The following is a 19,131-nucleotide window of genomic DNA, read 5'->3' on the forward strand; positions in this document are numbered from 1 at the left end:
GTTGGCTGATGCCGTGACAAGCAACCGGGCGACTTCGCCGCCCCGTGCCTGTGCGAACATCCGGTTACGGCAAAAACGCAAACTCGTTGGTGTTGATCAACGTGCGGCAGAGCAATTCAAGACTCTCGTTTTCCGCTAGCGCGATCGCCGCCTCACGTTCCTCGTCATCGGGTTGGCGGCAAAACAGTAACTCGAAACAGCGATCGACTTGGGCTGCCGTCTGGTCGCCCGCATCGTCCTTGGCACGACGTGCGAGCCAACCAGACTGCGACACCACAAAATCACTGTTCATCAAATTCAGCGCCTGCAGCGGCGTCGTTGAAACCGGCCGCTTCGCACGGATCTGTCCGCAATCCGGAAAATCGAACGCGGTGAAAATTCGATCGTCCACCCTTCGCATCCGTTCCTGGTACAGCATCCTGCGCCAAGTGTCTTCGCCGTAGTTGTCGACGACTTGCCATTGGGCATATCGCTTCTTGACATTGTGAATCCGATAGCTGGGACCACCGATCGATTCATCCAGTCGCCCGGATGCCAGCAGCACACTATCACGGATCACTTCGGCTTCCACACGCCGCGGCGGAAACCGCCACAGAAGCGTCGCCGATGCATCTTTCGACAAGCCGACCGAATCCGGTTGACTGGATTGCCGAAATGCTTTGGAAAGCACGATCATGCGGACCAAGTGCTTCACCGACCAAGGCCTCACCGAACCGTCTTCCGCGGCCCCCGGATTCACAAACTCACTGGCCAACCAATCCAACAATTCGGGGTGCGTCGGCGGAGCGCCGGCGAGTCCGAAGTCACTAGGCGTGGGCACAATTCCGGAACCGAAAATGTGGTGCCAGACCCGGTTTGCCATCACGCGAGCGGTCAGTGGGTTCTGTTCGTCCAACAACCAATCGGCGAACGCAAGGCGTCGGTCGGGGCCGGGACCATCGGGTTCAATGTCCAATTGACCGTTCAGACGAAGCGGAGCCGATGCAACGACTTTGTCGCGCGGGCTTTCGGGACTTCCTCTTGCCAAGACAAACGTTTCCACCGGACTGACGAATTGGCCCAGGAACGACGGCTGTGGCCCTTGGATCAGCAGTTCGGTGATTACATCCTGAACCTGTTGCTGCAACGCTTGACGTTGCTCGCTTTCCTTCGTCCGCTTCTTCATCGCCGCGGTGGAACTGAAAGCGGTCCATTGCCCATCGTCTCCGCGAAGCTCGATACGGAAATCACCATAGGAAACCTTGTTCATCCCATCCAAATAGTCCGTCTCATAAAAGTCTTCGCGATTGGTGCTGATCCGCAGCGCGGACACGTTGACCTTGTTTGGGAAATCGAATTCCAACCAGGGTTTGTCCTGGACTCCCTTCGGGCTGACGCCGCGCCACCCCTTGGTGCCAAAGACACCATCGTTCAGGCGGCTGATCGGTTGGCTGGTCAAATGAGTCGCCGGGTTGTCCGAGATCGCAGTGCCCGTTTCCTTGGACGCAACATTCTTTCCGTCAATGCCAGATTCCAGAATTTCCAACTCGTCAATCTGAACCCAGCGGCCATCGAACGAAATTCGAAGTTCGTCCACGGTCTTCGTTGGAAAGTGAAATTCTTTGTACCCTTCCCAATCCTCGACCCAACCCCACCCTTCACTTCGCATTTGGGTACGAAGCTGTGACAAGCGAAGATTCAATTCGTGTTCACGTTGCTTGCGAGGATGGTCAGGCGAAAGTTCCGGATACCGACTGCCGAATTCAACATCTTGAAAGACAGCCGTCATCGAGTAGTAGTCTTGGATCGAGATCGGATCGAATTTGTGGTTGTGACATCGGGCACAACCAATCGTCACGCCCATCACCGAAGCGCCAACCGTCTGCAAGACTTCGTCCATGCGGTCGGCACGCGCTTGCCGTATTGCTGATTCTTCCTGCCCCACGGTGGCGGCAGGAACATGCGGGCCGGCAACCAAGAATCCGGTCGCATCACCGCTGCCCAGGACATCACCGGCGATCTGCTCGCGAACAAACTGGTCGTAAGGCTTGTCTTCGTTGAATGCGCGAACCACATAGTCGCGGTACATCCACGAATTCTTGCGATACAGATTGCTTTCGCTGCCGTTGGTTTCGGCCCATCGGATGACGTCCAACCAATGCTGGGCCCAACGTTCGCCAAAGTGAGGGGACGCCAGTAGTTCATCGACCAATGCTTCGTAAGCGGCATCGGGCGAGGCCGCAAACTCGGCGACGAACTTGTTCGCCCGTTCCGGCGTCGGCGCCAGCCCGGTCAGAACGATCGATGCTCGTCGTATCAACGAACGAGCATCCGCAGGACTGGAAAAGTCCAATCCCGACTCGTTCAATTTCTGTTTCAGGAACGCGTTGATGACGGATTCGTTCGCCAAAGTCGACAACTTGTCGGATTCGGCGTAATCGGTCGTCGCATCATTGGATCCGGCATTTGGAACAACCGGACGACTGTAGGGCAGGAACGCCCAGTGCTCGATCTCATCGGTCACCACATCGTCCATCTGGCCGGGCCACTGGGCACCGTCCTTGATCCAACGACGCACCCATTCGATCGCCTCGTCCGAAAGCTTGTCGTCGTCCGGCGGCATCGCCATGTCCTCGTCGGCATGGGTGATCACGTCCATCAGGTAGCTTTTGTCGGGGTCCCCCGGCACGAGGGCCGCCAGCCCAGAATCACCGCCACGAAGCAGACTGACTCGCGAATCCAAACGCAGCCCCGATTCTTGTTCGTCTTCGCCATGGCAATGAAGACAATAGGATTCGAAGATCGGGTAGATATCCGATTCGAAATCGATCTCTTGCCCCACTGCTCGTCCGCCAGTCGACGCACTCAACACTAACGCGATAAGCGTCCCGCCGATCAGTGACATCCAGCGACGAACCGTCATGTGCGACAGCGATGTCAACCGTGGAAAACGATCTATCTGGCGATCCCATCTTTGGCGTGGTCGATCGGACGCATTGCCAGAGAGGTGAAACGATGGTGCGTTCAAAGCCCTTTTCAATTGTCCGTTCATAAAGCCGCCTCCCAACCCAAATTCAATTGTTGACTTAACGATTCGACCAGATCCGGAAAATCACCGGCAACGTTCTTCGTTTCTAGCGGATCGGTCTGGTGATCAAACAATTCGACGAACACCGGATCCACGTTTGGCTCCCGATGATCACGCCATAGAACCAAACGATAGCGATCGGTCCGCATGGTGTAGCCCATCAAATGTTGTTCGAAGAGCTCGCGATCCCAGCGATCACCTTGCTGTTGTTGGATGCGGGTTTCAACTTCTTGGATCAGCGGCCCAAACCAGGTTTCTCGCATCGCGGGCGACAACGGGTTTGCGGCCCATTCACGCAGTGCGGGGTTGGGATACTGACTGAAGGCAGCCTTTTTCCAGGGTTGATCGGGATCATCCATCAGCGGGACAAAGCTATGTCCTTCGACGTGGTCAGGGATCGGTACTCCGGCCAGTTCACAGAGAGTCGGATAGATGTCGACCAGTTCCACCAAGGCATCGGTCTTCGCACCATGCGACTTCATGGTGGGACTCCAAATCATCATTGGAACCCGCGTTGCGATTTCATAGTTGGTGGCTTTTCCCCACACGCCCATGTCACCAAGGTGCCAACCATGGTCGCCCCAAACCACAATGATCGTATTGTCACGTACGCCAGCTTCTTCCAAAGCGGCGACCATCTTTCCGAACTGAGCGTCGACATAGCTAACACAAGCCAGATAAGCGTGTTTCAGTGTTCGAGCCAATTCCGGGTCCAAGTCACCCGTTTTGGGGATCCCGGATCGAGTGCGAAGTTCGAACGAAGCGTGCAGGCCCATCGCGGCCCCGTTTAGCGGAGCCTCTGTCTCGGATGCCATCGGGATCTTGTCCCGATCGTACATGTCCCAGTACTTCTTCGGTGCCACCCAATTCAAGTGCGGCTTCTTGAAGCCCAAAGCCATGAAGAACGGCTTGTCACCTTCCTTCACCATTTGTTTCATCGTCTCGATCGCACGTAGCGTCTCGTAGCCGTCCACGTACGCATGATCCGGCACGTCGGCCGATTCATAGGCCGGGCCGCTGGCGAGCCCCCGTTTGGCCGCGTCACCGTACTTGGCGATCATCTCGGTGCGGTCTTCCGTCTGGATCTTTTGATTCTCGGGCAATGCGAAGCCCGACTTGGGCTTTTTGATTCCCTGCAACCATTTGACGGATTCACGGTTCCATGAAACCCCTTCGTCATTGTCGCCCAAATGGAAAATTTTTCCGCAGTAAGCGGCGTCGTAACCGTGGGCAATCAACTGCTGTGGAAGAGTGACGATGTTCGGTTGCAGTTCACGGAGCGAAACGTAGTTGTGGAACAACCCAGTGGTTTCCGGCCGCGCCCCGGTCATCAAACTAGCGCGTGAGGGACGACAGATCGCTTGTTGACAATAGGCCCGATTGAACAGCAAACCTTCTTTGGCCAACGCATCGAAATTGGGCGACACCGCGATCGGCGAACCATAGCAGCCCAATTCGGGCCTCAGGTCATCGACCGCAATGAACAGGATATTGGGCTTCTCGGCCGCGCCGCAGTGAACCGCAAACGCAAGACTGCAAATCGCAATCGAAAGGTATTTCATTGTTTCCAGTTTCAATCGTGATTCATTCATTCTTGTTCGCCTTTTGACTTCTTTTCGTACCAGTCACGTCGTTCGATCCCCGATGCCAATCCATCGCCGTTGCGATCGATTTGGTCGAAGTTCGATTTGACCTGCTCTGCATTCCATTGCCATCCATTCTGTTTCCAGTTGGCTTGTTCGTGTTCCACATACTGGTCCCAAGTCCAATCAGATCCATTGGACTTCGATGCCGACTGCGACTTGCTTTTCAACATCGCGATTCGCGATTCAAAGTCACCCGGTTGTTGCCAGACACGCACATAGTCCACCGACATGTGCGTCGGAAAGCCGTCGCCGGTGGTCGCATCCTGCACCGCAACACGGTCACCGTTTTGATACCCGACGAAGGGATATCGAAGTCCAAGCGAAAGTGTCACATGCATCGGCAAGTGCCAATACAGGTTGGGTTTCTTGGCCACTTCGACGCCGTCGATGTACCAAGTGATGGTTTCGCGAGTGTTGTGGACTCCGTAGACGTGATAGTCGGCTCGCGGATCCCAGGTTGAATCGACGTAGCTGCGGCAAAGGTCCGGCGCGCTGTGCGGGCGAAACCACTGTCGCTTGCCATCTTTGATCAGGACGGTGTGCAAATTGCAGTCGATCCGAGTGACCGGGTAGTGCGACTTCGTTTCCGAATCGAACTCGCTTTGCTGAAGCTCGACCACATCAATTTCCGAATACGCCACGGTCTCGCCATCACTGGCTTGGAATCGGTTCTGTGGACTGATGCTGTACAACCAAAACGAAGGGCATGCGCCGGGATAGCGCGAGCAGCCTTTGATTCGCGCCTCGAAGTAACCATACGTGATCGTCTGATCGTTGCGTGCCATGCCGGATGTGTAGTGAAGTTCTTGTTCACCGCGGCGATGGCCTGATTGCACCATGCGCAGATGAAGAGATCCGTCTTTTTCAGCGACGTTGGCGGGATCCCAGCTCCAGGGACCAAAATCTTTGGTGTCAATGTTCCACTTTTGACGGTCGACTTGATCGCCATCGAATTCGTCCGAATGACTCTGGACAAACTTCCAAGCGGCCGCATTTGCGTCTTCGGCATTCCGCAGCGGCACAGGATCCGCTGACGAAGCAATCGCAGCCTGCAGGATCACGACAAAAACGATGGAGATTCGATTCATGTAGTTTGTACGAAACAGTGAGGGGAGGATTTGAAGGGGAAGGACAGTGGGGAAAGAGAGATCTGCGGGTCATTCGACAGCGAAAGTCGACTGGTAAATTGGCATGCCGTTGGACTTCCAATTTTGTTCGGCCTTTAAGTTGTCAAACCATAGCGGCTGGGTATGGGATTCGCTCCACTTCCGCGCGTCGTCGACCATCGTGCGCACCAATTCCGGATGGCTTGCGCTGACATCGTTGGACTCGCTGATATCGCGATCAAGATCGAACAACTTCCATGGAGACGATGGCCCCTGTTTCGTGATCTTCCACTGGTTTCGGCGAACTCCCACGTTGTGGAATCCATTCCAGTGACGCAGTGCATAGATCGATTCATCTTGACGCGGGTTTTGGTTCGATCCGATCGAATCCCATATGTCTTTGCCGTCACACTGCGTTTCGCGTGGAATCGTGGCTCCGGCTAAACGAGCAAGAGTGGGATAGAAGTCGAGCGTCGTGACGGGATGATCAAACGTCTTGCCCGCTGAAATTTCGGTAGGCCAGTGAAAGAACATCGGGACTCGGAAGCCACCCTCACTGACACTCCCCTTCCCTTGGCTAAGCGGTGCATTGTTGGATCCAGCGCCAATCTTGCCACCGTTGTCACTTAGGAAGATGACCAACGTATTGTCCATCGCTCCGGCCTTCTTCAGTGACTGGACCACTCGACCAACGCCTCGGTCGACGGCATACACCATCGCCGCATAGGCGCGTCGCTTTTCGTCGTCGATGTCGGCGAATCGCTCCAAGTCGCTTTGTTTGGCTTCCAAGGGTGTATGAGGCGCGTTGTACGCTAGATACAGAAAGAACGGTTGCTCGCCGGCGGATGCTTGGTCAATGAATCGCACCGCCTCGCGCGACAATCCGTCAGTCAGGTACTCCGTCTCGTCGACGTCGGTCCCGTTGTGTTGCAAAGGAACGATGTATTCGTTGAAGTTCGCTTTACCGGCCTTCACCTGCCGCTCGTAGATCCCGCGGGAACGGTCGGTGAAATACATATGACCGCCGCCCAGAAAGCCATAGAAGTCATCGAATCCACGCTGGTTCGGATGGTAATCGGCGTCGATCCCCAAGTGCCACTTGCCAATCGCACCGGTAAAGTAGCCGCTGTCTTGCAGCACGCTACTGATCAACTTCTGGTCTATCGGTACACCTTGCCGGTTGTACTGTTCGATCCCCAGCCCGCTGTTGGGCAGGTTGAACGGTGCCCCAAATTTGTGCGGATACCGCCCCGACATCAGCCCCATCCGACTGGGGCCACAGAACGGGTGGGTGACGTATGCCGACGTGAACTTCATGCCGTTGCTGGCCAACCGATCCAAGTTCGGAGTCTGGATGTCCGTCGATCCGTTGAATCCGACGTCCGCGTATCCAAGATCATCGCACAAAATCAACACGATGTTCGGCCGCGAGCTTTGCTGTTCCGGCGTCGCGGAATGCGCCGCTTGGCTGACCACACATCCGATGGCAAGCGTAGCGAAGGTCAGCAAACAGCTCGGACGGCGCATCAACGCAATTCGCTTAGTAGCCAAGTGGCTTTCCCCATTCATAAAGGCGGTGGATTTCGTCGGCATTCAGCGGTTGGCTGTAGATAGCCATTTCGTCGATGACGCCGTTCAGGTTTCGGACCGCAAACCAGGGTGTGTCTCGAAACGGCTGTCCCCAATTCCCGATCTCGGCGGCTCCGATTTGCAGCTTGTCGATAAAGAACTTGTCGACGATCGCTTCGCTGCTGACCTGTTGACCGTTGACGTACTGCGTGACCAAGCGCTGCTCTGGATCGAATACGGCAGCCAAATGGAACCACTGGCCGCTTTGGGCGATGTCCCAGATCGGCGGCGTAAAATAGACACGGTGCAGACCTGCGTCACGAACCACGGTTTTGCCGAATCGTTCTTTGACTCGAACGTCCTGTGTGTCGTCGACCATCACCGAAAACATCATTCGCCCGTCGTTCCGGATCTGCCAATGCACTTCGCCGGTTTCGTATCCGTCGCTCATGAACAGTGCGTTGTAGACATGATCAAGACTATCCAGCCGAACCCATGTCGAAAACGTCAGGGCGCTGAATTGTCCATCGATCCGCGTCCGAACGCGGGCTCCAATGCGGTCAAATTCAAGTCCGCTTGAACCCGCCCCAAATCGTCCTTGGGTCTTCATCACGGGACCGACCATCGTTCCGTCTCGCTGGTCTCCGCTGGCTGCTGCATTGCGGACCACTCGATCGTCCTGCTTCATTGCGATCGGATAGTAAGCGATCAGGCGCGGATCCTGCGCAGTGTCTTCGACGGATACTTTCCATTCGCTTAGCCGCAGGGCGTCCGCACTATCTCGGCGACGGGCGACGTCCCCCAGGTTGCTAAGATTGTCGAACGAATCGGAGCGACGGGTTCCACGAAGCCACTGCTGCTGGCCGGTCAACAGATGATCTCCATCATGTTCCCCGCCGCGAAGTTCGACTTCGCCGTCGATGACTTCCACGCGAGCACTTTCGGAGGTGACGTCCAACGCAAACTCGGTCCCCAGGTCGATGATCTCGGCGTCAGCCGCGGTCACCACAAAACCGCGTGCAGCGGGCGGCACATTGGCTCGCAATCGTCCCTGATGCACATGCACCGCCCAATCGGATTGAACATCCAACTCGGCTGGCCCCTCGACGATCAACGTCGCACCACAAAAGAAGTCGATCTCTGCGATCCCTTCGTCGAACTGCAAACGTCCATCGGGAAGGATGTCACCCTCGCGATAGCTGACGCTGCCAATCGACCACTGCAAATCGGCCGATCGACGCAGCGTTGCGTGGCCCACGATGGTCTGCTCGCTAGCATCCACATCGCTGTTGGCCACCGCCGCTTCGTCGCGTCCAGCACCCAGGAAGTATCCTGCCATCCCCACTGCGATCATCAACGATGCTGCGATCGCGAACCATCGCACCGAACGAAAGCCACCGCCGTCCGATGTTGCGTCCAGCGATCCCGGTCGACGAACAGCCAACGCGTCCGACGGAAGGTCCGCCAACGATTCAGCGAACACTTCGCCCGGGTAGATCGCACAGAGCGCTTCGTGATTGTCCAGCAATTCCAGATAGCGTTTTACGGCCGCCGGGGATTCGTCAAGCAACTGGTTCAACCGGTCGCCGCCGGGTTCGGACAGTTGCCCGTCCATCATCCGCGATACCAGTGCATCAAGTTCTTGGATGGGATCAGACTTCATAACCGGTCTCCTGATCCAAGCCGCTGCGGACACATTCGGCCAACTGTTTCCGGATTCTGGATAGACGCATAGCGATGGCATCGATCGATTTTGATACTGCCTCGGCAATCAGCGAGATCGGATGCCCGTCGCGATACCGCTGCTGCACCAGTTCCCGATCAGCGTTGGGGAGACGTTCCAAGCAGTTCCGCAGGACCGGAATCCGCTCGTCGACAGCAGCCGCTTCATCGGCTGCGGTTCGATCGATCAACTGGGACACCTTGTCGGAAAAGATCAGCCGTCCGGATCCCTCTGATTTTCGAAACGCCATCACCTGAAATTTGGCGATCGTGAACGCCCAAGCGGTAAAGCTAGATCCGTGTTGGAAATCGTCGGCCTTGCGACATAGGACCTCGTTGGTCCGCTGCAACACCTCCAACGTCTGCTCTCTGTCGGCCAATCGTTTTAGAATGAATCCGTACAGACGCGGCTGGATCGTTGCGATCTGGACTGCGAAGTCTTCGGTGCCAGACGGCTCGTTAAGGGGTCCTGGTGGTGACATGCTTTGTTCATAGCCGGGATACGAGAAACCTAACAGGAATTTTCAAACAGATTTCCAAATCCGTGCCAGACGACGCTGGAACCTGGACGCATGCACAGTCAGCAGGCCGTTGAACTTGGTGTGGCGTCCTCGTTTGGCGGCAGACGGACGCTTGCCGCGACGCTGTCGATTGGCCTCAATCGCCCAAGCAAGACTGAAATTCCCGCAGGCTCACTTACTTTCCGCGATCGCGATCACTGCCCACGCGGTACCCCAATCGTTAGCCGTCGCGGTAGGCTTCCGCTTGGCGGACGTCTTGGTTCCCGGCACGATCCAACGCCCCGACGGCGTCTGCGTCCGAAACAGAAATTCGCGGGCCGAACTGAGTGAGGCTTGGTCGGCGCCGACCTTCGCGAGCGCGTACAGAGCGTATCCGGTGCCCAGCGCGTCACTGGATTCGGCGACTCGCCATCCCCAACCACCGTCGTCATTCTGGAGGTCAATCAGACGTTGCCGCTTCGAATCCAGATCCGGATCCTTCGTTGCGTCAGCCACCAACAATCCGGCGGCGTACCATTCAATCGACTTTGGATCGACCACCGAATCGGCAAACGCAATGGCGGCATCACGATCGAAACTGGCATCCTGCTGGATCAACACCAAAGTTGTCCAAAAGGTCGTGACGGCATTGGTTTCGATCGCCGGCCTTCGCTGCAGGGGCAACTGACCACAAGCTTTCCAGGCCCCATCTTCCCCTTGCTCTGAAACCAAATTCGCAACGAAACGATCTCGCCACCCCTGATCTGTTTCGCGGGGGACTGCAAGCAGCATTGCGACCATGGTGTCAATGTTCGAGGCCATCGTGGCGTGGGGATCGACCGCCGACTTCTGTTCCGGCTTCACGAAGTTGACCACATCGGTCGCCCAAGAAGTCCAGTGTTCCAGTTCGGCAGTCAACTCGATGTCGCCGCTGCGGGCAGCAGCATGATGACTCCAGAGCAGCGTAGGAATTTGGTGGCACGACACGCAGCCGCGTTTGGCAATCCAGGAATCGCCCGCGGATGCCAAATAGGACAAGCCTCGGTCCATCACCACTTGATGACTCGGCGAGTCAGCACGTACGCCTGCCGAAAAGGCAAGAGTCAACGTAATCAGCACGGAAGGAAGGATGAATTGCATCCCTCCATTCTAACCGAACCCAACATCGCAAACCGACAATCCGCGTCAGACGGTGAATCGATTCGAATTTCTGGTTCGAAAAGACAAAGCCAAGTGCGTGAAAGCGGGAGGTTCCTTTCGTGCCCCGCACCTTAGCGAAGCTCGCCAAGGGTTTGCCGACTCAGTGAGCCGTGATCGCGTGAGCGGCCGGGAATCCCCCCAACGCACGTGGCCTCACGGCCAGCGGCTCACCATTACCGTTGAAAGCTCCACGAAATTGACAAACCGCCAAGAGCTTCGGCCGCTACCCGCTACCCGAGCTTCTAGGGGGAACCGTGACAGTACCGACACATTCCCGGCCGCTTACGCGTCGCGGCTCACGAAATCGTATGATTTCGCGGACGTTCTTGACGCCGGGGAAGCCGGTGGGATGCTTGCCGAGCGTTCTGACGACTTTCGCGACAGGTGCGTTTCCCAGGTCGCTTGCGTCGTCGCGTGGTCGATTGGCGTGCGATCGCCAACACCGGTGCCATGAACCTTTTGTGGCGCACTTCGTCTACGATTCCGGGCAGACATATTCTTTGCAGTTCAGCAGGAACGCCAGCATGACCGAACCGGCCAACTCTTGGCTTGCCGCCCGTGAGACTGTCGATCGGCGCTGCCGAAGCGCCGAACTGGCAATGCAGTTCGCTGCGATGGCTACGGCCGACGTGCAGATGGTCGACCTGGGGTGCGGTACAGGCGCCAACTATCGATATTTGGCACCTCGGATGAAGCCGGACGTCACCTGGCTAGCCATTGATCACGATGCCGAAATTCTGGAATCCGCTTCACGCTCCCTGCCCACCGAATCCGTTCAAATCCAGCGGCGGGATCTGGCGAGTGATTTTTCTGTTTTCTCGGAATGCCCAACATCGGCATTCACCGCCTCGGCGTTCTTAGACTTGGTCTCGGAAGCCTGGATCCGCCGCTTCGTCGACTTCGTTCACGACCGACCTCTGCTGATCGCAATGACGTCGACGGGACTGCCCATTTGGGACCCGGTCGACGAATGGGACAGCGTGATCAACGAATGCTTGGAACGGCATCAACGCAGTGACCATGGATTTGGAAACGCGTTGGGGCCCGATGCGGTCGCCTGCCTTGCGGAGCAACTTGTCGGCAAAGGATCTGATCCGAAACTACGAAGCACCGATTGGAAGTTATCCGCCGACGACACGCCGCTGATGAAAATGTTGATCGCCGGAATCGCTAGGCGCGTACGCTGCGATCCGGGTTCCGTCGCTATCGATGAATGGGAAGAACGTCGGTTCGAACAACTCGACCGCGCAGAATTGCAACTGACTTGGCCACATCAGGATCTGTTGTCGGTTCCCTAACCCCATAGTCGTCGCCGCATGGGGTTGATCCGCGCACGATAGCCGATTCGCTATACTTCATTGTGACAACGAATCCGCACCTTTTCCCGCTCCTCCATTGACCACCAACGATACACCATGAACGCTATCGACACGTTCCTTGCCGCAGATAGTTTCGCGGTCGCCGGCGCCTCAGAGCGGCAACACAAATACGGCAACAAGGTGTTTCGAGCGTTGCTGGCGTCCGGTCGTACCACTTACCCGCTGAACCCGGTATCCGAACAGATCGAAGGACACAAAGCCTACGCGAAGATCGCTGACCTTCCCGTCGTGCCCGAATCGATATCGATCATCACGCCACCGACCGTGACTCGCCAAATCGTCTCGGACGCCATCGCAGCCGGCGTCAAAAACATCTGGATGCAGCCTGGGGCAGAAGACGAAACCGCAAGTCGATTGGCTCGCGAAGCTGGGTTGAATGTGATCGACGATGGTGCGTGTGTGCTAGTGCTGCTGGCAAGGCAATGACGATCCGTTCTCTTTGGTGCCGATAGCCGTGAATCCTAAGTCATCGATCACCATCCGGCCGCTTCGGCCAGAAGACGCCGCGGCATGCTTGGACCTGTTTCGCGATACCATCCATCGAGTTTGTCACGTCGACTACTCGGCAGAACAACGAAATGCATGGGCGTCGGATCAAATCGATTCCGACGCGTGGAAGCGACGTTTCGAAGATCGATACAGTTTGGTTGCTTGCTGTAACGGTCGGATCGAAGGATTCACCGACATGACCACCGACGGCTATCTGGATCGGATATTCGTTTCCGCCGATCACCAACGAATGGGAATCGCACGCCAGATGGTCGAAGCGTTGGTCGACTACGCTGCCAACGCGTGTATCAATCGGGTCACAACAGAATCCAGCATCACCGCGAAAGCATTTTTTGAATCGCAAGGATTTCAGGTAACCCAAAGCCAGTCGGTTCAATGTCGCGGAGTCTGGCTGGACAATTTCAAGATGGAACTCCGCTTGCCCAAGTCGCCTACGTAAAATACCGAACACCCGCTGGGGCGTCGTTCCATCACGCAAGGATCGTCGGACGTTGCTGCACCCACCTGCCATGATCCACGGCGGCAACGCCGAAACAGTTTCTTTGACCGACGACCAAACCAATCGTTCGCCCGGCGCTAGTGTTTGGATTCAGCCAGAAACTGATCCAAAAACCTTCGCATGAACTGCTCGCGTTCGACGGCCATCTGACGCGCCGCATCGGTGTTCATCAGCGATTTCAGTTTGAATAGTTTGTCGTGGAAATGACCGACCCCCGTTTTCGCGGTATCGGCATCCGCGACATAGAACGGTTGACCGAAGGCAGCACCGTATTCGATGGTCCGAACGATCCCGATCGCCCCCAATGCGTCCAACCGGTCGGCGTCTTGGACGACCTGACCTTCTAGTGACAATGGCTTGGCACTTTCGCCTTTGCGGAAAGAGATGTTGTCGACGATGTGAGCCACATGATCGATGGTCGCAGCATCCGCCCCCAGTTCGCCAAGAATCTGCCGACTAAACTCGGCGCTACGTTCGATGCCATCATGAAACTTTGCATCGCCGATATCGTGTAGCAACGCGGCTAATTCGACGATCAACAAGTCGCATTTGACCACCTGATGAATCGCCCGAGCCGACGCGAGCACACGAAGGACATGATCCACACCGTGCCCGGCGGCCTGTCCTGCCATCCGAGTGCGGACAATGGACTCCGTCTCCTGAACAAGTCTTTGATTCAACACCGTATCCTTCTTGTCGTCTGCCAATCGATTCTCTCGCCCCGGAAATCGAAAACGTTTGCCCCCGGGGTTCCAGGCCATTCTGGGGACACGTTGTTGCAGGTTGCCAACCGGGACCACAACCCCGCCCGCTGGATCGATGCCAGCCCGACGGGCGGCGTTCGCGGTCCGGGCCCGCGTCTCGGCAGCGGCCAAAAAACGGCGGATTCCGTCCAAAACAGATTGACCGGCAAGCGGCCGAACCGCTACGCTATTGCAATTGATTCTCAACAGCAGCACCATTCGACGCAGCTAGCCAGTAGTCGAGCCAGGGATTCCAGATGGAATCGACGGCCTGATTCAGCCCGCCACGCAAAGGTTGCACCCGATAGCGCCAGACGACGCACATCGGGTCCCTTCCAGGCTGATCGCGATCCGCCGCGACAGCCTCAATCTTCCTTCGGCGAGGTAATTCAATGGGTTTCCGCTTCCAATCGGATCATGAAGGCGATTCACAATCGCACCAAACTCCCCCTGATCCGAGCGCGTCGGGTGTGCCCGCGTCCAGCTCAACCGCGTCCAAAGCGGCGGGGTCGCCGGTGGCGGCCGACCAGACCGTCATCGACGCAGCCTGGGACCTTTATTTCCGCGGCGAACTGGCCGCTGCGGCGGACCTGCTTGGCACCATCGTCGATCCCACCCATGGCGATCGATTGCAGTTGCTCGGATTGGTCCTGCATGATCTGGGCCAACCCTACGAGGCCGCCGACGCGATCGAACAGGCCAGTCTGATCCGCCCGGTGCGCGACGAAGTACGGATCGCATTGGCCTCCTGCTACGCGCAGCTACGCCGAATCGACCTCGCTCGCGAACTGTATTTACAACTGGCGCTGCCGCGAAAGTTGCCAGCCCCGCTGATGCTGCAGGTCGCTGCGGGACTGGAAGCGATCGATTCGCCCCAGCTTGCGATGCAGGTTTGTCAGTGGATCACCGAACAGGACGAAAGCGTCGCGCAAGCCTATTACGACATGGGATTCTATTCCGCTCGCTCCGGACATCCGCTGTACCTGACCGAAGCACTGACACACCGTGCACTGCAACTAGACCCTGCCAACGTGCATTACAGAATCGGGTTGGTGTCGTTGCTGGTTCAATTGGATCGCGATAACGAAGCCTACCAAGCCTTCGCAAAACTGGCTCCGTCCGACATCGCCAAGGTCACCTGCGTTTCATGTTTGGGACGGATCGCGGACATGCTGGACCGTCAAGGGCACCCGCCACTTTCATCCGCTTGCCGTACGCAGGCCGATCGCCTGCGAGTCCCCAAGCGAACAACGGCCAACGTCGATCCATTGAACGATCCATTGAACGCGTCACCTGCGGATGTGGCACGGGCGGATGTGGCACGGGCGGATGTGGCACGGGCGGATGTGGCACGGGCGGATGCGGCACGGGCGGACCATCCCACGGACTCGGAGCCATCCCAATGAATGCTCTGGAATTGATCCTGATGCACATTGCGTTCATCACTGGTTTCGTCATCGTGATAACGACCACCGCCTTGCTGATGATCTGGCCGCGGCGACGCCGCCAAATTCCTAAGACGGTCCCGGAAATGTCGCAATCGATAGCGACGAAGCAATTCGGTTCACAACCTACGCTTCGATCCGACGTTGCCGTTGCCCCCACGAAGTTCCCGCCATTCCCTGACCTACCAGGTCGGACCGAATGGAGACCGACGTTTTGGAGATGCGGATCAGGTTCGTTCCAGTGATCGCCTGCCCGACAATTCAATTGTGCCTGTCAAAGAATTCAAAGTTTCAACTCGAACCAAATCCATTTCCATGATGTCTAACGATACTTTCCTGTCCCGAACCGAATTTGCCGCTGGCCGGTATCGACACGCTGCACAGTTTGCTCAGTACGCGATCGCACAAAATCCCGACAGCGCCGCGGCGTGGCAAATGCTCGGCAAATCGTTGATGCAAGTATCCGATTACATCGGTGCAATCGACGCATTGGAACATGCCAGCTTGTTGCAACCGCTCGACAACGCCGATCGCATTTCGCTTGCGATTGCCTACGGTGCGATTGGGCGGACAAGTTTGTCACGAGACTTGTTGATGGCAGTTGCCACCAGCGATCGCATCGAAACGCTGGACCTGTTGCAAATCGCTACTGGTTTGGAAGCGATTGATGAGCCGCGTCTGGCAATGGAAGCGTGTCGGCAAGCGGGACAGTTGTCGCCCGATAGCGCGGAGGTTCACTACCAAATGGGCCACTACGCACAGCAGTGTGGGCATCCGGTCAACGTTGGCGAGGCGCTGATACGTCACGCGATCGGCTTGGACCCCGACAACGTTCACTATCGAATCGGGCTGTCGTCCATGCTGATCCGGCTGGGACGAAAATTCGAAGCGGTCGCCGTCATCGATCGGATCATTCCGGCCAAGCTCGATCAGGTGACGTGTCTGTGTTGTCTGAAGCGAATCGCCAATCTGTTCTTCGATTGCGATGATTTGGAACGAGCCAAACAGTGCGCCGAAAGAATCGCGACCCTGACTGCCAAGTCTCCAGAATCCAAAGTCCTGGAAATCTCGGAATCCGATTCGTGATCGGAACCTGCGACCCAACGTTTGCTAGAACGCGGCGATCAATCAGTTCCGACGGGATCGAAGAACCCAAGATCTGCTGAAATCGCCGACGAGACACACCACCGTCTATGTCACGTGATGCAAGAACAACGTTTCCGCTTCTCGCATGTTGTTCGGCTTGACCACGTACGCACTCACACAGGAACTGGCCAACGCGTTCATTCGATCGGTCGGATTGCTGGACGATGACCAAACCAAGACCGGGACGTGCTGGCTCGTAAATGTGCCAAAATTGATCAATCGTTCGATCTCACCAATCACATCAAACCCGCTCATCCCCGGCATATTGATATCCAGGAAGACATACACCGCGGAATATTTTTCCAGCAGATCAGCGCTGCCAGCGCCGGAGGGAGTGATGGCGTCGACGAAACGGTCACCATTCTCGAACTCGATGAAGTCAGCCTCGACGCCCGAGCGATCGAAAAGGCGGCGCATCAAAAATCGATCTGTTTCTTCGTCATCGACAACGACGATGGCTTTCGAATTCATTCGCACACCTCAAGATTGTTCTCTGGACAATGCAGGGAAACCGCTAACGCTTTGCTGATTCCCATCTTCATCGCCAGATCCAACAATGATGCCGAACGCACGCGTCCTTTCGAAGCACAGATCATTTGATTTTGCGACATTTGGGTATTGTATCCCGGTTGGTCACTCCGGATCGAATGGCTCGTGATACACCACTGATTGTACACTGCAGCTGCCAAGGTCGCGCCGGCTATCAGCTCGCGAATGCGTTAAGCGTAGAACAAGGGACTGTTTTCGTCGCTACAGACCTCACATACCCATTCCAGGGAGCGAAAAAACCCCAACAGTTCTAGCGCAATGTAGGGCCTGTGCCGGCTTTTCCGAATTTGCATGCACGTCGGGATCATTGGCATATCAGCAACCGGCTAGAAAATTGATCACGTTTTCGCCACGGCCGACGTGATCCAGGCACGCTGCCCTAGGAACTGCACGACAACATCGAACAGCCGACCTTGTGACGCGCCCAATCAGGGCGTTTTGCGAACCAACGCTGCTGGCTGGGCTGTTCGTCGTAGGGAAGAAGCAGCAACGAATGGAGATCGCCGATCAAAGAGAAATCTCCCGATTCGGCCGCCTCAATCGCCAACTGAGCCATGTAGTTGCGGAGCACATACTTGGGGTTCACACGGTTCATGCGATCCCGTCGTTCTTCGTCGGACAGGCGACTTTGACGAATTCGATTCAGGTAGCTGCGAAACCAACGGTGCCACTGGTTTCGAATTCCATCTTTGACTTCTTCGGGAGCATAGAAGGCGTCGCGAATCACTTCCAAACCACCTTCCACATCCTGTTCCACGTCCAACGACTTGGGCACATTCGCCAACGACCGGAAGAAGATCGTCATGTCGGTCTCCGTCAACTGCAGAACGTCATCAAGCTGAGAAACCAGTTCTTCGTCTCCATCGACGACGTCGTCTAAGCCGATCTTCGAAGCTTGCATGGATGTCAGCTTCTCATTGAACTGTTCATAGAATTGCTCGACGGAAGCCTGCAACGGATCGGCCTCGCCGACCAGTGGGAACAATGCATTCGCCAACTGCACCAGATTCCAAAGCGCAATCTGCGGTTGATCTCCGAACCGGTATCGCCGATGTGACCGGTCGGTGGTGTTGGGGGTCCAATCGGGCTGGAAACCTTCCAACCATCCATAGGGGCCATAGTCGATCGTTTCGCCATGGATCGACATGTTGTCTGTATTCATCACACCGTGAACAAACCCCACCCGCTGCCAATGAAGGATCATGTCGGCGGTTCGCTGACACACGATCGCAAACAGTTCGCTGTACCGCATCGGCGACGTCGTTGCGATCTCAGGAAAATAGTGCTCGATCGTATAGTCAGCGAGCGCTTGCAGAGTCGCAACATCGCCCTGCGCGGCCAGAATTTGGAAGTTGCCAAAACGCAGGAAACTCGGCGCCACCCGGCACACGACAGCGCCCGGTTCCGGTCTCGCGTTTCCGTCGTACATCATGTCACGAACGACGCTATCCCCGGTGGTCAGCAAGCACAGTGAACGAGTTGTCGGCACTCCTAGATGGTGCATCGCTTCGCTACACAGGTGTTCACGAACGGATGAACGAAGCACCGCCAAACCATCCGCGGTTCGTGAGTAGGGAGTTTCGCCGGCACCTTTCAGCTGCAACGTGAAGTGCTGACCGTTTTCCAGCACTTCCGCTAGGTTGATCGCACGACCATCCCCAAGTTGCCCTGCCCATTGTCCGAACTGATGCCCGCCGTAACACATCGCATAAGGCCGAGTCCCGGGCAACAGCTCAGCACCGCTGAAGACACGGCGGAACGAATCGCTTTGAACATCGTCCTGCGACAATCCGATCATGGACGCGACATCCGTCGCCACATGCAGCACCTTCGGATCGCTGGGCACACGAGGTGTGACGAATGAAAATGCAGCCCCGCTGACTTGTCGCCGCGATGGTGTCTCGATCGGATCCGCTGGCAACTGTCGATTGAAACGGTCGTCGACATTCAAATGCATGGCTACAGCGCTGGATGCAGGAAAAGAGATTGAAAGGGAAAGCCGTTGCCCCAGGACAAGCCGGCGTTGCAATCAACGGCAACGGACCCGGTT

General features: G+C 56.5%; 16 protein-coding genes. 5 read left to right on the forward strand and 11 right to left on the reverse strand.

Going from position 1 to position 19,131, the window contains the following annotated elements:
- Window positions 1-64 precede the first annotated feature (64 nt).
- The 7 genes from K227x_RS15430 to K227x_RS15460 form a co-directional block, all read right to left on the reverse strand.
- Window positions 65-2,902 carry a PSD1 and planctomycete cytochrome C domain-containing protein gene (locus K227x_RS15430; protein WP_145170795.1) on the reverse strand — a complete coding sequence of 946 codons (2,838 nt, stop codon included), beginning with the start codon at window positions 2,900-2,902 and terminating at the stop codon, window positions 65-67.
- Between the two features lie 125 nt (window positions 2,903-3,027).
- A complete protein-coding gene (locus tag K227x_RS15435) occupies window positions 3,028-4,629 on the reverse strand; it encodes a sulfatase (protein ID WP_145177944.1) in 1,602 nt (533 codons plus the stop codon).
- A gap of 26 nt (window positions 4,630-4,655) precedes the next feature.
- Window positions 4,656-5,801, reverse strand: coding sequence for a kappa-carrageenase (locus tag K227x_RS15440; RefSeq protein WP_145170797.1), 1,146 nt, complete (start codon window positions 5,799-5,801; stop codon window positions 4,656-4,658).
- Between the two features lie 69 nt (window positions 5,802-5,870).
- Window positions 5,871-7,346, reverse strand: coding sequence for a sulfatase-like hydrolase/transferase (locus K227x_RS15445; RefSeq protein ID WP_145170799.1), 1,476 nt, complete (start codon window positions 7,344-7,346; stop codon window positions 5,871-5,873).
- 13 nt (window positions 7,347-7,359) lie between these two features.
- A complete protein-coding gene (locus K227x_RS15450; RefSeq protein ID WP_145170801.1) occupies window positions 7,360-9,051 on the reverse strand; it encodes a LamG-like jellyroll fold domain-containing protein in 1,692 nt (563 codons plus the stop codon).
- Entirely contained in the window at window positions 9,041-9,592 is a 552-nt protein-coding gene (locus K227x_RS15455; RefSeq protein WP_145170803.1) for a sigma-70 family RNA polymerase sigma factor, read from the reverse strand. The genes K227x_RS15450 and K227x_RS15455 overlap by 11 nt, the downstream gene beginning before the upstream one ends.
- A gap of 210 nt (window positions 9,593-9,802) precedes the next feature.
- Complete coding sequence (locus tag K227x_RS15460; RefSeq protein ID WP_145170805.1) at window positions 9,803-10,750, reverse strand: prenyltransferase/squalene oxidase repeat-containing protein; 948 nt, start codon at window positions 10,748-10,750, stop codon at window positions 9,803-9,805.
- A 584-nt stretch (window positions 10,751-11,334) separates the two neighbouring features.
- Between K227x_RS15460 and K227x_RS15465 the strand changes: the two genes are divergently transcribed.
- The 3 genes from K227x_RS15465 (at window position 11,335) to K227x_RS15475 (ending at window position 13,138) form a co-directional block, all read left to right on the forward strand.
- Window positions 11,335-12,108: an L-histidine N(alpha)-methyltransferase gene (locus tag K227x_RS15465; RefSeq protein ID WP_145170807.1), complete on the forward strand. Its 774-nt coding sequence runs from the start codon at window positions 11,335-11,337 to the stop codon at window positions 12,106-12,108.
- Between the two features lie 117 nt (window positions 12,109-12,225).
- Complete coding sequence (locus tag K227x_RS15470; RefSeq protein ID WP_145170809.1) at window positions 12,226-12,615, forward strand: CoA-binding protein; 390 nt, start codon at window positions 12,226-12,228, stop codon at window positions 12,613-12,615.
- A gap of 28 nt (window positions 12,616-12,643) precedes the next feature.
- Window positions 12,644-13,138, forward strand: a complete 495-nt coding sequence (locus tag K227x_RS15475) for a GNAT family N-acetyltransferase (protein ID WP_246145829.1) — start codon at window positions 12,644-12,646, stop codon at window positions 13,136-13,138.
- A gap of 137 nt (window positions 13,139-13,275) precedes the next feature.
- Here the strand turns inward: K227x_RS15475 and K227x_RS15480 are convergent, their stop codons facing one another.
- Entirely contained in the window at window positions 13,276-13,830 is a 555-nt protein-coding gene (locus tag K227x_RS15480) for an HD domain-containing protein (protein ID WP_246146850.1), read from the reverse strand.
- A gap of 503 nt (window positions 13,831-14,333) precedes the next feature.
- Here K227x_RS15480 and K227x_RS30615 point away from each other — a divergent pair.
- Both K227x_RS30615 and K227x_RS15490 read left to right on the forward strand, forming a co-directional pair.
- On the forward strand, window positions 14,334-15,347 hold the full coding sequence (locus K227x_RS30615; protein ID WP_218933281.1) for a tetratricopeptide repeat protein: 1,014 nt from the start codon (window positions 14,334-14,336) through the stop codon (window positions 15,345-15,347).
- Window positions 15,348-15,701: 354 nt separating this feature from the next.
- Window positions 15,702-16,472 carry a tetratricopeptide repeat protein gene (locus tag K227x_RS15490; protein ID WP_246145830.1) on the forward strand — a complete coding sequence of 257 codons (771 nt, stop codon included), beginning with the start codon at window positions 15,702-15,704 and terminating at the stop codon, window positions 16,470-16,472.
- A gap of 105 nt (window positions 16,473-16,577) precedes the next feature.
- On the opposite strand, the gene K227x_RS15495 is transcribed toward K227x_RS15490, so the two are convergent.
- The 3 genes from K227x_RS15495 to K227x_RS15500 form a co-directional block, all read right to left on the reverse strand.
- Window positions 16,578-17,003: a response regulator gene (locus K227x_RS15495; protein WP_145170812.1), complete on the reverse strand. Its 426-nt coding sequence runs from the start codon at window positions 17,001-17,003 to the stop codon at window positions 16,578-16,580.
- Window positions 17,000-17,143, reverse strand: a complete 144-nt coding sequence (locus K227x_RS30620; protein ID WP_218933282.1) for a hypothetical protein — start codon at window positions 17,141-17,143, stop codon at window positions 17,000-17,002. Before K227x_RS30620 ends, K227x_RS15495 begins: the two co-directional genes overlap by 4 nt.
- A gap of 317 nt (window positions 17,144-17,460) precedes the next feature.
- Window positions 17,461-19,038, reverse strand: coding sequence for a protein adenylyltransferase SelO (locus K227x_RS15500; protein WP_145170814.1), 1,578 nt, complete (start codon window positions 19,036-19,038; stop codon window positions 17,461-17,463).
- Window positions 19,039-19,131 lie beyond the last annotated feature (93 nt).

The sequence above is a fragment of the Rubripirellula lacrimiformis genome, from assembly GCF_007741535.1.
GTDB lineage: Bacteria > Planctomycetota > Planctomycetia > Pirellulales > Pirellulaceae > Rubripirellula > Rubripirellula lacrimiformis.

Excerpts from the sequence above, each read along its gene's own strand:
- K227x_RS15430 (WP_145170795.1), bottom strand. The coding sequence starts at position 2,902 with ATGACGGTTCGTCGCTGGATGTCACTGATCGGCGGGACGCTTATCGCG.
- K227x_RS15435 (WP_145177944.1), bottom strand. The coding sequence starts at position 4,629 with ATGAAATACCTTTCGATTGCGATTTGCAGTCTTGCGTTTGCGGTTCAC.
- K227x_RS15440 (WP_145170797.1), bottom strand. The coding sequence starts at position 5,801 with ATGAATCGAATCTCCATCGTTTTTGTCGTGATCCTGCAGGCTGCGATT.
- K227x_RS15445 (WP_145170799.1), bottom strand. The coding sequence starts at position 7,346 with ATGCGCCGTCCGAGCTGTTTGCTGACCTTCGCTACGCTTGCCATCGGA.
- K227x_RS15450 (WP_145170801.1), bottom strand. The coding sequence starts at position 9,051 with ATGAAGTCTGATCCCATCCAAGAACTTGATGCACTGGTATCGCGGATG.
- K227x_RS15455 (WP_145170803.1), bottom strand. The coding sequence starts at position 9,592 with ATGTCACCACCAGGACCCCTTAACGAGCCGTCTGGCACCGAAGACTTC.
- K227x_RS15460 (WP_145170805.1), bottom strand. The coding sequence starts at position 10,750 with ATGCAATTCATCCTTCCTTCCGTGCTGATTACGTTGACTCTTGCCTTT.
- K227x_RS15465 (WP_145170807.1), top strand. The coding sequence starts at position 11,335 with ATGACCGAACCGGCCAACTCTTGGCTTGCCGCCCGTGAGACTGTCGAT.
- K227x_RS15470 (WP_145170809.1), top strand. The coding sequence starts at position 12,226 with ATGAACGCTATCGACACGTTCCTTGCCGCAGATAGTTTCGCGGTCGCC.
- K227x_RS15480 (WP_246146850.1), bottom strand. The coding sequence starts at position 13,830 with ATGGCAGGACAGGCCGCCGGGCACGGTGTGGATCATGTCCTTCGTGTG.
- K227x_RS30615 (WP_218933281.1), top strand. The coding sequence starts at position 14,334 with ATGGGTTTCCGCTTCCAATCGGATCATGAAGGCGATTCACAATCGCAC.
- K227x_RS15490 (WP_246145830.1), top strand. The coding sequence starts at position 15,702 with ATGATGTCTAACGATACTTTCCTGTCCCGAACCGAATTTGCCGCTGGC.
- K227x_RS15495 (WP_145170812.1), bottom strand. The coding sequence starts at position 17,003 with ATGAATTCGAAAGCCATCGTCGTTGTCGATGACGAAGAAACAGATCGA.
- K227x_RS30620 (WP_218933282.1), bottom strand. The coding sequence starts at position 17,143 with ATGTCGCAAAATCAAATGATCTGTGCTTCGAAAGGACGCGTGCGTTCG.
- K227x_RS15500 (WP_145170814.1), bottom strand. The coding sequence starts at position 19,038 with ATGCATTTGAATGTCGACGACCGTTTCAATCGACAGTTGCCAGCGGAT.